The organism is Sediminicoccus rosea, from assembly GCF_033547095.1.
Taxonomy (GTDB): domain Bacteria; phylum Pseudomonadota; class Alphaproteobacteria; order Acetobacterales; family Acetobacteraceae; genus Roseococcus; species Roseococcus rosea.
Genome location: NZ_CP137852.1, coordinates 1,915,182 through 1,927,169 on the forward strand (window position 1 = coordinate 1,915,182; position 11,988 = coordinate 1,927,169).

At 70.0% G+C, this 11,988-nt stretch carries 12 protein-coding genes; 4 read left to right on the forward strand and 8 right to left on the reverse strand.

What is annotated here, in order from left to right; genetic code table 11:
- The first annotated feature begins 27 nt into the window (after window positions 1-27).
- Window positions 28-1,026, forward strand: a complete 999-nt coding sequence (locus R9Z33_RS09205) for a Bug family tripartite tricarboxylate transporter substrate binding protein (RefSeq protein WP_318650994.1) — start codon at window positions 28-30, stop codon at window positions 1,024-1,026.
- 7 nt (window positions 1,027-1,033) lie between these two features.
- Here R9Z33_RS09205 and R9Z33_RS09210 read toward each other — a convergent pair whose 3' ends face one another.
- Entirely contained in the window at window positions 1,034-1,822 is a 789-nt protein-coding gene (locus R9Z33_RS09210) for an enoyl-CoA hydratase-related protein (protein WP_318650995.1), read from the reverse strand.
- 128 nt (window positions 1,823-1,950) lie between these two features.
- On the opposite strand from R9Z33_RS09210, the gene R9Z33_RS09215 reads away from it, so the two are divergent.
- Window positions 1,951-2,640, forward strand: coding sequence for a DUF1194 domain-containing protein (locus R9Z33_RS09215; protein WP_318650996.1), 690 nt, complete (start codon window positions 1,951-1,953; stop codon window positions 2,638-2,640).
- On the opposite strand, the gene R9Z33_RS09220 is transcribed toward R9Z33_RS09215, so the two are convergent.
- Window positions 2,621-3,619: a hypothetical protein gene (locus R9Z33_RS09220; protein ID WP_318650997.1), complete on the reverse strand. Its 999-nt coding sequence runs from the start codon at window positions 3,617-3,619 to the stop codon at window positions 2,621-2,623. The two genes, R9Z33_RS09215 and R9Z33_RS09220, sit on opposite strands and share 20 nt — an antisense overlap.
- 59 nt (window positions 3,620-3,678) lie before the next feature.
- Here R9Z33_RS09220 and R9Z33_RS09225 point away from each other — a divergent pair, with 59 nt between their 5' ends.
- Complete coding sequence (locus R9Z33_RS09225; protein WP_318650998.1) at window positions 3,679-4,509, forward strand: intradiol ring-cleavage dioxygenase; 831 nt, start codon at window positions 3,679-3,681, stop codon at window positions 4,507-4,509.
- Between the two features lie 3 nt (window positions 4,510-4,512).
- Here the strand turns inward: R9Z33_RS09225 and R9Z33_RS09230 are convergent, their stop codons facing one another.
- The 6 genes from R9Z33_RS09230 to R9Z33_RS09255 are packed head-to-tail and all read right to left on the reverse strand — an operon-like array spanning window position 4,513 to window position 11,259.
- Window positions 4,513-5,832, reverse strand: a complete 1,320-nt coding sequence (locus tag R9Z33_RS09230) for a TRAP transporter large permease (RefSeq protein WP_318650999.1) — start codon at window positions 5,830-5,832, stop codon at window positions 4,513-4,515.
- Window positions 5,825-6,379 carry a TRAP transporter small permease subunit gene (locus tag R9Z33_RS09235; protein WP_318651000.1) on the reverse strand — a complete coding sequence of 185 codons (555 nt, stop codon included), beginning with the start codon at window positions 6,377-6,379 and terminating at the stop codon, window positions 5,825-5,827. Before R9Z33_RS09235 ends, R9Z33_RS09230 begins: the two co-directional genes overlap by 8 nt.
- A 19-nt stretch (window positions 6,380-6,398) precedes the next feature.
- Window positions 6,399-7,469, reverse strand: a complete 1,071-nt coding sequence (locus tag R9Z33_RS09240; protein ID WP_318651001.1) for a C4-dicarboxylate TRAP transporter substrate-binding protein — start codon at window positions 7,467-7,469, stop codon at window positions 6,399-6,401.
- Between the two features lie 51 nt (window positions 7,470-7,520).
- The gene (locus R9Z33_RS09245; protein WP_318651002.1) at window positions 7,521-9,917 is read right to left on the reverse strand and encodes a xanthine dehydrogenase family protein molybdopterin-binding subunit; all 2,397 of its coding nucleotides are present in this window, start codon (window positions 9,915-9,917) and stop codon (window positions 7,521-7,523) included.
- Window positions 9,914-10,396: a (2Fe-2S)-binding protein gene (locus R9Z33_RS09250; RefSeq protein ID WP_318651003.1), complete on the reverse strand. Its 483-nt coding sequence runs from the start codon at window positions 10,394-10,396 to the stop codon at window positions 9,914-9,916. Before R9Z33_RS09250 ends, R9Z33_RS09245 begins: the two co-directional genes overlap by 4 nt.
- Window positions 10,393-11,259, reverse strand: a complete 867-nt coding sequence (locus R9Z33_RS09255; protein ID WP_318651004.1) for an FAD binding domain-containing protein — start codon at window positions 11,257-11,259, stop codon at window positions 10,393-10,395. The genes R9Z33_RS09250 and R9Z33_RS09255 overlap by 4 nt, the downstream gene beginning before the upstream one ends.
- A gap of 118 nt (window positions 11,260-11,377) precedes the next feature.
- On the opposite strand from R9Z33_RS09255, the gene R9Z33_RS09260 reads away from it, so the two are divergent.
- Window positions 11,378-11,977: a TetR/AcrR family transcriptional regulator gene (locus R9Z33_RS09260; protein ID WP_318651005.1), complete on the forward strand. Its 600-nt coding sequence runs from the start codon at window positions 11,378-11,380 to the stop codon at window positions 11,975-11,977.
- Window positions 11,978-11,988: the final 11 nt, after the last annotated feature.

Here is an 11,988-nt window from a genome sequence, read left to right on the forward strand (position 1 = left end):
GACAGGGAAACCTGCCGGAGAATTCGCGTGACCCGCCTGACCCGCCGCTCTGCCCTGCTCGGCGCCGCCGCGCTGCCCGTCGCCGCGCCCCTGTCCTCGCCCGGCGCGCAGGAGGCCTGGCCTACGCGTGACCTGCGGCTGATCGTGCCCTTCCCGGCCGGCGGCACCACGGATGTGATGGCACGCCTCCTGGCGCAGGAGATGGGCCAGCGCCTGGGGCGGTCCATCATCGTCGAGAACCTGGCGGGCGCGGGCGGCATGGTCGGCGCGCAGCGCTTCGTGCGCGACGGCAATGACCACACGATGTTCCTGAGCCAGATCGCCTCCAACGCGATCGTCCCGGCCCTCCAGCGCAATGCGGGCTACGATCCGGAGCGCGACTTCCGGCCCATCACGCTGCTGGTGACGGTGCCCAATGTCTGGATCGGCAACGCCACGCGCATGGGCACGCGCGATGCGCGGGACTACATGCGCCGCGTGCGCGCCGACCGGCCGGGCCGGCCCTTCGGCAGCGCGGGCAACGGCACCTCGACGCATCTGACGGGCGAGCTGATCAGCCAGCTCGCGGGCCTGCGGATGCAGCACATCCCCTTCCGCGGCGCCGCACCCGCGATGACGGCGCTGATCGCGGGCGACATCGACGTCTTCCTCGACAACCTGCCGACCGCGCTGCCGGCGATCCGCGGCGGGCTGGTCGTGCCGCTCGCCGTCACCTCGGCCGAGCGCGTGCCCGAATTGCCGGACGTGCCGACGGTGAGCGAGCTGGGTGCCGAATTCGGCCTGGCGGGCTTCGAGGCGGTGGCGTGGTTCGGCCTTTCCGCCCATGCCAGCATCAGCGATGCCCATCTCGCGCGCCTCGTCACCGCCGCCGAGGGCGCGATGGCCGACCCCAATGTGCGCCGCCAGCTGGCCGAGCGCGGCACCACGCCGGCCGGCGGCGGCCCGGCGCGCTACGCCGCGCTGATCCGCACGGAGCGCGAGCGCTGGGCGCGGGTGGTGCGCGAGGGCAACATCCAGGCCGATTAGCGCCGGTTCACGGCGCCCAGCGCGGCTTGCGCTTCTCCCGGAAGGCGGCGAGGCCCTCGCGGCCTTCGGCGCCCGCGCGCTGCATCCAGCTCTCATGGGCGAGTGCGGCCATCTGGTGCTCGCTCAGCATGAGGCCGTTGGATTCCAGCAGGCTCGTCTTGGTCGTGGCGATGCCGGCCGGCGAGGAGAGCAGCATGGCGCCGATGATCTCCTCCAGCCGCGCCTCGATCGCCTCCGGCGCGTGCACCTCATGCACCAGGCCGATGCGCATGGCTTCCTCCGGCCCGAAGCGCTCGCCGGTGATGGCGTAGCGCCTGGCGTGGCGCAGGCCCATGGCGTGCACCATGTGCGTGGAGATCGGCGTGGGGGCGACGCCCACGCGCACCTCGGAGATGCCGAAGCTGGCGGCGGTGGTGGCCAGCGCCACATCCACGCAGCAGGCGATGCCGGTGCCGCCGCCGAAGCAGGCGCCATGGATCACGGCGAAGCTCGGCTTCGGGAATTCATTGAGGCGCTGCATGGCGCGCGTCGTCAGCATCGAGGCGGCGAAGGCCTGTTCGGGCGGCGCGGCGGCGGCCTCGCTCAGCCAGTTGATGTCCGCACCCGCCTGGAAATGCTTGCCCGCCCCGCGGATGACGAGGCCGCGCACGAGGGGGTCTTCGGCGAGCTGCGGCAGGCCGTCGATCAACGCCTCCAGCATCTCGCCATTATAGGCATTGCCCAGAGCGGGGCGGTTCAGTGTGGCGGTGACGATGCCGCGCGCATCGCGGCTCATCAGGACGGGCGGTTCGGTCATGCGTGGTCTCCCTGTTGGGACCGAGCCTCCCGCCGCCGCGCGCCCGGCGCAAGCCCACGCATTTTTCTTGTCAGACGGCCCCGCTTCGCGCGACGAATCGGGCTTCCCCCAGTTGGAGGCATCCCCCGATGGCCATCTCCCGCCGCGGCGTCCTCGTCGCCCCCGCCGTGGTCGCGGCATCGCCCGCCCTGGCGCAGGAGGCGCTGGACATGCTGCTGGTGCTGGCGATGGACGCATCCGGCTCGATCGGCGAGGAGGAGTTTCGCCTGCAGCGCGAGGGCTATGCCGAGGCGCTGACGCATCCGCAGGTGATCGCCGCCATCCGCAGCAAGCGGCGCGGCGCCATGGGCATCGCCATGATCGAATGGGGCAGCCCCGGCGGCTCGCAGACCATCGTCGACTGGATGCGGGTCAGCGACCTCGCCTCCGCCCAGGCACTGGCCGATGCGCTGCTCGCCGCCCCACGCACCCAGCAGAGCTACAACGCGATCGGCGATGCCATCCATCACGCGAGCCACCTGCTGCGCGAGGGGCCCTTCACGGCCGAGCAACTGGTGATTGACGTCTCGGGCGACGGGCCGGATTTGCGGAGCCTGCGCCCGGCGCCGATCGCGCGCGACATCGTGGTGCGGCGGGGCATGGTGGTGAATGCGCTGGCCATCGCCGTCGCCGGCCAGGTGACGCGCGGCGGCGAGACGCTGGAGGAGCATTACCGGCGCGATGTGATGGGCGGCCCCGGCGCCTTCGTGATCACCGCCGAGAGCCGTCGCGACATCGCCCGTGCGCTGCGCGCCAAGCTCATCCGCGAGATGGCCTGAGGTGGAACGCCAGGCCATCCGGGCCGGCGTCGAGCACCAGCGTGGCGAAGGGATCGAAGGCCAGCAGCGCGCCGCGATGCAGCTCGCCCCAGGCCTGGAGCAGGGCCGGGGGAAGGTCCAGGCCACGGAACAGCGCCGGGGACGGCTGGCGGATCATCTCGCCCTCGCGCCGCGCCGCATCGCCCTGTGCCGCGGCCAGCGCCAGCAGCAGCGACGGGCCGTCCCCCGCGCCCAACGCCCGCGCCGCCTGGCGTGCGTGCTGCATGGCGGTGAGCCGCGCCGCGTGGCCGAGCAGCGCGCCCGCCGCCTCGGCCCCCCATTGCGCGACGGCCGCCTGCATCACGCTGCGGACATACTCCATCGCATAGCCGCGCTTCGCCTTGGCGAGGCGTTCCGCCGGCCAGGAGGGCGGCAGCGCGGGCGCGGCGGCCGCGTCGAAGCGGGGCATGCGTTCGGCGCGGGTGAAGCGCAGGCGATCCTCCTCCGTCAGGTCATGGTCGTGTTCGAGGTAGTAGCCCTCGAGGCCCGGATCGCCCTCCACCGTCTGCCCGGTGCAGACGAAGCCGAGGCGCGGGCAGCCGAGCGAGACGCCGTTCTGCGCGTGCCAGCCGCGCAGCATGGCCGCATTCACCTCGGGCGGGATGCCGCAGAGGGCCGTGCCTTGCCAGATCCAGCGCGGCGGCGGATAGCGGATCCAGGCCTTGCGCTGGCTTTCCTCGTGATACTCCACGCCGACGCCGCCGATGGCATTCGACAGGTAATGATAGCGCGCGGCGGCGATGGCGGGCGGGAGGCCGGTGAGGCCGAGCTTCTCCAGCCCCTCCAGGAAGCGCGCCTGCTGTTGCTGGCGGAAGACGCGGAAGACCAGTTCCGCCGCCTCGCCCGGGCCGCGGCGCGAGACGGCCATGAGGATGATCCCGGTGAACCAGGCGTGGTACCAGTCGCCCACCGTCTCCATCGCGTCCGTGCTCGGCTGCATCCCCGTTCCCGCCCCTGTCCTGTGGTGCCAGAATAGAGCCTGACAGGGGAGGCCACGCCATGCGCGATTTCGACGAGACCAGCATCACGGACGCCGTGCTGGAGCGGCTCTCCGCCACGCCTGATCCGCGCATGCGGCAGGTGAGCCAGGCGCTGGTGCGCCACCTGCACGCCTTCGTGCGCGAGGTGGAGCCGAGCTTCGAGGAATGGCAGGCCGCCATCGGCTTCCTCACGCGCACCGGCCAGATGTGCGACGACAAGCGCCAGGAATTCATCCTGCTCTCCGACACGCTGGGCGTCTCCATGCTGGTGGATGCGATCAACCACCGGCTGCCGGAAGGCGCCACGCCCACCACCGTGCTCGGCCCCTTCTATGTGGAGAACGCGCCGGAGCTGCCGTTGGGGGCCGAGGTGGCGCAGGCCATGAAGGGCGAGCGGCTGCACGTCTCGGGCCAGGTGAAGAGTGCCGGTGGCGGGCCCATCGCCGGCGCCGTCGTGGACATCTGGCATTCGGACGAGGACGGATTCTACGACGTGCAGCGCCCGGCCGAAGCGGAGGCGAGCCTACGCGCGCGCTTCCGCACCGATGCGGAAGGGCGGTTCCATTTCTGGACGCTGCTGCCCACCTCCTACCCCGTGCCCGATGACGGGCCGGTGGGCGACCTGCTGCGCGCCACGGGACGCCATCCGATGCGCCCGGCCCATGTGCATTTCATGATCGCGGCGCCGGGGCATGAGACGCTGGTGACCCATGTCTTCGTCGCGGGCGACCCCTATCTGGACAGCGACGCGGTGTTCGGCGTGAAGCAGGCGCTCATCGCCGAGTTTCCGCGGGCCCCGGAGGGGCACCGCGTGCTGGCCTATGACTTCGCGCTGAAGTCGCTGGGCTGAGGCTCAGCGCACCAGCGCGGTGGAGAGCACGGGGAAGAGCGCGATGCAGACCAGCGCCACCCCCATCACGGCGACGAAGGGCAGGGCGCCCGCGAAGATGGTCTCGATGCCGACCTTGGGGTCGGCCAGCGTCGCCTTCACGGTGAAGACCGAGATGCCGAAGGGCGGCGTCAGCAGCCCCATCTCGACCGCGATGATGGTGACGATGCCGAAGTGGATCAGGTCGAACCCCATGGCCTGGGCGATGGGCGCGCCGATCGGCACCATGATGAGCAGGATCGAGGTGCTGTCGAGGATCATGCCCATCAGCAGGATGACGATGACGAAGGCCGCGAGGAAGCCATAGGGGCCGAGGCCCAGATGCTCCACGAAGTCGCCGATGGCATTGGGCACGCCGGCCATGGAGAGCATGCGCGAATAGAGCCCCGCCGCGATCAGCAGGAAGAGGATGGCGGCGGAGACGAGGCCCGTCTCCCGCAGCACGCGCCAGAACTTCTTCGCATCCAGCCGGCGGCGGACCAGGGCGATCAGCAGCGCGCCGGCGGCGCCCACCGCGCCCGCCTCGGTCGGCGTGAAGAAGCCGCTGTAGAGCCCCCCCAGGATCAATACGACCAGCGAGAGGATGGGCACGGATTTGCCGAGCATCTCCGCCGTGCCCATCACCGGCTCGTCGCGCAGGGCGGGGCTTTCCGTATGCGCCATGATGCGATGGGGAAGGAAGGCCGCGTAGACCCAGATCATCACGACGAAGCCGAGCGCGATGATCACGCCCGGGATCACGCCCGCGATGAACATGGCGCCGATCGAGACCTCGGCCAGCACGCCATAGACGATCATGAGGAGCGAGGGCGGGATGAGCATGCCGAGGATGCTGCTGCCCGCCACCGTGCCGGCTGCGAAGCGCATGGTGTAGCCGTGGCGCACCATCTCGGGCACCGCCACCTTGGTGAAGACGGCGGCCGAGGCGATGGAGACGCCGGTGACCGCGGCGAACACCGCATTGGCGCCCACCGTCGCGATCCCGAGCCCGCCCTTCACGCGTCGCAAAAGGTTCTGCGCGACATCGAACGTGTCCTTCCCGACATCCGAGATGCTGACGAGCAGTCCCATCAGGACGAAGAGCGGGATGGTCGCGAACAGGTAGTCCTGGATGCCGGAATAGGTGGCGAGTGCGGTGAAGCGGAAGGCGAGGTCCGGGTTCTCGCGAATCAGCCAGACGCCGATGGCGCCGGTCGAGATCAGCGTGATGCCGATGGGCAGGCCGATGACGATCAGCGCCACCATCAGCCCGATCAGCGTGAAACCGAGGGTCACGTCATCCATGGCGGGGCAGCATCCGGCGCATTTCGTGGAGGAAGAGGACGAGATAGGCGAGGCAGCCCGCGCCGCCACCCAGCACGATCAGGCCGCGGAAGGGCCAGGTCGGCACGGTGAAGAGGCCCTGCACGCCGAAGAACTCACGCAGGTTCAGCGAGTTCCACATGCCCGGCCAGGCCGCCTGCGCCACGAAGAACATCACCGCCGCGCCGATCAGGTAGAACAGCGCCTCCAGCACGCGGCCAAGGCCCGGCGCCCAGCGCAGGATGCGCTCGATCAGGAAGTCGGCCCGCGTCATGCGGCGGTGGTAGATGGTGGAGCCGATCTGAAGAAACACGATGCCCACCACCGAATGCGCCGCGATCTCGGCGACGCCGGTGATGGGCGCGTTGAGGAAGGAGCGGCCGATCACGTCCGCGCAGATCAGCAGCATCAGGCCGAAGGTCCAGATGGTGCCGATGGCGGCCAGGCCATCGAGGATCATCCGGACCGGATCGAAGGGCTGCGGGGCGGCGGCGGCGTCGAGCGCCGCCATGTCGATGTCATCTGCCATGGCGGCGCGCTCCTCGCTGTTACGCGGTCAGTTCGCGGTCCCAGTCGCGGCCGGGCGTCTGGCCGGCGCCACGGATCGCCGCGAAATAGGCGGTCAGAACATCGCGCGAGGCGGGGCCCGAGCTGTCCGCCCAGGTGCGGGCCAGGTTGGGCAGGCCGCGGATCCAGCGCGTGCGCTCGGCCTCGGGCAGCGTCGAGATGACGGCGCCCTGGCGCACCATCTCGGCCTCGGCCACGGCGATGCGGGCCGAGACGTCGCGGATATGCGCCTGGGTGGTGGCCTTGCCAGCCTCGGTCATGGCGCGGCGCACCGGCTCGGGCCAGCGCTCGAAGCGCTGCCGGTTGGCGGCGATGCCGCCCACATACATCGCACCCACGTCGCATTTGGTGATGAAGCGCGCGACCTCATGCACACGCGTCGGTAGGATGCCGACGAAGAAGGAGAGCGCGCCCTCGGACACGCCGGTCTGGATGTCGGTGTAGTAGGTGGTCAGCGCGCCATCCACGGGCGTGGCCCCCGTGCCGGTCAGCCAGTTGGCGCTGGTGCCGGGCGCGGAGATCTTGCGGTTGCGCAGATCGTCCAGCGTGCGGATCGGGAAGTTGGACCAGATGTGGTAGGTGTCCGTGATGTAGGAGCTGAGGGGCACCATGTTCAGCCCGTTCCAGTTCGCGCGGATCGCGGGCACGCTCGCGTTCATGCCCTCGAAGGCGTTGGCGATGACGCCATGGTCGCCGGTCGCGAAGGGGGTGAAGTAGGTGACGTTCTGCAGGGGCATGGTGCTGCCCTCCCAGAGCGTGCCGACATAGCCGATATCGGTGATGTTGTCGCGCACCGCCTCCATCGTGTCCTGGAAGCGGTAGAGCGTGCCACCATAGGATTCGCGCCAGTTGATGCGGTGCGTGTTGCCGTTGTCACGCAGTTGCTTGTCCACCTCCGGCTGGAAGACGTTCTTCATCATCGCCACCCAGAAATTCGCGACGGGATGGCTGGAGGCGATGGTGACGTTGAGCGCGGTCTGCGCCCTCGCATGGATGGAGAAGAGCGGCAGGGCGGAGGCGCCCATGAGCAGGCTGCGGCGAGCGGTCGTCATCCTTGGAAACTCCCTTGTCTTTGCGCCTTGGCGGCGCTGCTGTGATGGACGTTACGCGATGGCGCCGAGCGCGCGAAGGATGCGCTCGGGCGTGAAGGGTTGTTCATGCACGCGGGCGTTCAGCGGGCGCAGCGCGTCATTGATGGCGTTCATGATGGCGCCGGGCGCGCCCGCCGTGCCGGCCTCGCCCGCGCCCTTGGCGCCGAGGAGCGATTCGCGCGTGGGCGTCTCCACATGGCCCACATGCATCTCCGGCATCTCGGCCGACATGGGGACCAGGTAGTCGGCCAGCGTCGTGGTCAGCAGATTGCCCTCGCTGTCATAGACGCAATGCTCGTAGAGCGCGCCGCCAATGCCCTGGACGATGCCGCCGCGGACCTGCTCATCCACCAGCATCGGGTTCACGACGCGGCCGCAATCCTCGACGCACCAATGCTCCAGCAGCTTCACCATGCCCGTCATGGGGTCCACCTCGACCCAGCTCGCCTGGATGCCGTTGGTGAAAGCGAAGGGGTATTCCTTGGTGATGAAGTGGCGCGTCTGCACCAGCTCGCGCTGCAGGTCCTTGGGCAGGGTATCGCCGCGGAAATAGACGATGCGGCCGAGCTCATGCAGCGTCATCCGCTCGGCGCCCGTGGCCTTGTCGGTGACGTGGCCCATGCTGATGTCGAGGCTCTCGGGGGCCGCCTGGAGCATGGCGCCGGCCACCTCCAGGATCTGCTGCTTCAGCGCGATGGCCGATTGCAGCGCGGCCTCGCCGCCGATGCCCGCGCCCCGGCACGCCCAGGTGCCGCCGCCATAGGGCGTGGTCTGGGTGTCGCCGGTGATGATCTTCACGCGGCTGACCGGTACGCCCACGCCGTGTGCGACGATCTGCGCCAGGATGGCCTCCGTGCCCTGGCCTTGCTCCGTCACGCCGGAGGAGGCGACGATGGAGCCATCCGGGTCCATCCGCACCGTGCAGCCATCCTGCGCCGAGATGCGCGCACCGCCGATGCCGTACATGAAGGGCGAGGGGTTGGTCAGCTCGATGAAGGCGGCGAAGCCAAGGCCGCGATAGACGCCGCGCTTGCGTGCCTCCTCCTGGTCGGCGCGGATCTTCGCGACCGGCACCATCTCGAGCAGCTTTTCGAGCGAGGCGTGGTGTGACAGCCCCTCGAAGCGCATGCCGGGCGGCGAGGTGTAGGGATAGGCGTCGTCGCGGATCAGGTTGCGGCGGCGGATCTCGATCGGGTCCATGCCCAGCGCCTCGGCGGCGAGGTCCATCAGGCCCTCGGTCACGGCGGTGGCGATGGGGTGGCCGACCGCGCGATACTGGCAGGTGGGCGCCTTGTTCTGCAGCACCACGGTCGTCGTGCAGCGGTAGTTCTTGAAGTCGTAGGGCCCGCCGCAGAGGTTCACCACCTGGTTGCCCTCGATGGCGCTGGTGCGGGGATAGACTGAATAGGGCCCGATGCCGGTCAGGTCATCCACGTCGAAGGCGAGGACCTTGCCCTCGGTATCCACGGCAAGGCGGGCCTTGATGCGGTGGTCGCGCGCATGGATGTCGCTGGCGAAGGCCTCGAAGCGGTCGGCGATGAACTTCACCGGGCGGCCCAGAATGCGGGCCATCGCGGCGACGGCGACCTCATCCGGATAGACATGCACCTTGATGCCGAAGCTGCCGCCGACATCCTTGCAGATGACGCGGACATCGCCCTCCTCCATGCGGAGGTGCTTGGCGAAGACGCCCTGCATCATGTGCGGCGCCTGGGTGGAGTGATGCACCGTCAGCGTGCCATCGGCGCGGTTGTAGTCGGCGATGATGGAGCGCGGCTCCAGCGTCACGCCGGTGTGGCGGCCGGTAACGAAGCCGGCTTCCACCACCTTGTGCGCGGCGGCGAAGGCGCCCGCGACATCGCCCGTCTCGGCCGTGCGGGTGAAGACCAGGTTGTCGCCCAGCTCGGGATGGATGACGACGGCGCCGGGGGCGAGGGCGGTCTCCATGTCGGTCTGCGCGGGCAGGGGCTCGAACTCGATGCGCAGGGCCGCGACACCATCCTCGGCGGCGGCGCGCGTCTCCGCGACGACGGCCACGATGGGCTCGCCCTGCCAGGTGGCGCGGGTCAGCGGCAGCGGGTGCTGGGGTGCGGACTTCATCCCCTTGAGGTGATCGAGCGTCGCCACCCACGGGTCGCAGACCTTCGCGAGGTCAGCGCCGGTGAAGACGCGGATCACGCCGGGCACGGCCTCGGCGGCGCTGGTGTCGATCGCGCCGATGCGCGCATGGGCGTGCGGGCTGCGGAGGAAGGCCGCATGGACCATGCGCGGCAGCACCACGTCATCCGTGTAGGTCGCGCGGCCCTGGACGAGCTTGGGCGCGTTCGGGCGCGGCACGGAGCGGCCGATGTAAGAATTCGGCAGGTCCTCGCGCGAGAGGCCGATCGAGGCGGGGGTGATCTCGTTCATGCGTGTTCGGCCCGCGCCTTGAGGGTGTCCTCGACCGCGTCCACGATGGCCTGGTAGCCGGTGCAGCGGCAGTAATTGCCGGAGAGATGCTCGCGGATCTCGGCGCGGCTCGGCGTGCCGCCCCCGGCTTCCTTGGCATGCGCCAGGATATCGGCCGCGGTCATGATCATCCCCGGCGTGCAGAAACCGCATTGCGCGGCGTTGCGCGCGACGAAATTGGCCTGGAGATCGGCCACCTCGCCGCTGTCGGACAGGCCCTCGATGGTCACCACCTCGGCGCCGTCGAGGCTGGCGGCCAGCACGAGGCAGCCGCGCACGATTTCGCCATCCACGCGCACCGTGCAGGCGCCGCAGACGCCATGCTCGCAACCGGCATGGGAGCCGGTGAGGCCGAGGTCGAGACGGAGGAAGTCGATCAGGTGGCGGCGGGGCTCGACATGGCGCGTCACGCGCTCGCCATTCACGGTCAGGGTGATCATGCGGCCATCTCCGTGGCAGTCAGGAAGCCGTTCAGCACGCGGCCGGTCAGCACGCGGGCCAGGTGGCGTTTCATCTCAGGCGGGCCATGCAGGTCCTGCGGCGGGTCGAGATCCTGGGCCAGCGCGGCCTGGGCGGCGGCGATGGCGGCGGCGTCGAGCGCGCGGCCTTCCAGCGCGGCGGAAGCGCGGGCGGCCAGCACCGGGCCATTGCCCACGCCGAAATAGACGAGGCGCGGCGCCACGACGCGCCCACCCTCCAGCCGCAGCGCGGCGGCGAGGCCGGCCATCGCATAGTCGCCCGACCGGCGCGCGACTTCCTGGATGGCGGAGAGGCGCGCGGCCAGCGGGATTTCCACGGCGGCGATGATCTCGCCCGGGTTCAGTGCGGTCTGGAGCAGGTCGGTGAAGAAGTCGCGCGCCGGGATGCGCCGCTCGCCGGTGGCGGAGGCCGTCACCACCACCGCATCCAGCGCCACGATGCAGGCGGGCAGTTCGGCCGCCGGATCGGCATAGGCGAGGCTGCCGCCGATGGTCCCGCGGTTGCGGATGGCCGGGTGGGCGATCAGCGGCACGGCGCCGGTCAGCAGCGGCGCGTGCTGCGCCACCAGCGCATCGCGCCCCAGCTCGGCATGGCGCGTCAGCGCGCCGATTCGCAGAACGCCATCCGTCATGCGGATGCCGCGCAGTTCGGGGATGCGGGTGATGTCCACGAGCGTGCCGGGTTCGGAAAGACGGAAGGCGAGGGTGGCGAGCAGCGTCTGCCCGCCCGCGATGATCTGCGCCGATGCGCCGTGCTGCGCGAGCACCGACCAGAGGTCGGGCAGGCTCGCGGCGCGGACATAGCCCATGGCCGGCCACTTCATGAACGATTTCTCCCAATCGACGTCTTGGTAGGGTCTTGTTGATCGAATGATCACCGGCCCCCCTTTCCTGTCAAGCCATCCCGGTTTCAGATGGACGCAGCAAGCAGGAGGAGGCCCCGTGGAGGGCAGCATCACGCGCCGCAGGCTCGAGCCGGCGGCCCGGCGCGAGGAGATCATCCGCGCCGCCGTCGCCTATTTCGCCGAGGTCGGCTTCGGTGGACCGACGCGCGACCTGGCGCGGCGGGCGGGCGTCACACAGGCGCTGCTCTACAAGTATTTCGCAAGCAAGGCCGAACTGCGCGAGGCGGTGTTCGAGCGCGTCTATCTCGGCCGCATCGCGCCGCATTGGCTGGACGAGCTGCGCGACCGCACGGTGCCGATCCGCGCCCGGCTCTGCCGCTTCTACGGCGAATACACCCGCGCCATCTTCACCTATGAATGGATGCGCATCTTCATGTGGGCCGGCCTGGACGGCGATGCGCTGAACCGCCGCTACCTCGAGCATGTGAGCGCGCTGTTGCTGGCGCCGATGCGCGACGAGATCACCGCCGCGGCGGAAGGCCGATGGGCGCCGGGGATGGAGGATCTGTGGAACCTCCATGGCGGCATCATCTATCTCGGCATCCGCCGGCACATCTACCATCTGCCGGTGCCGGAGGATGTGACGCCGGTGATCGAGGCGGCGGTGGACCGGTTCCTGGCGCCGCTCGGGGCATGAACCGCCAAGCT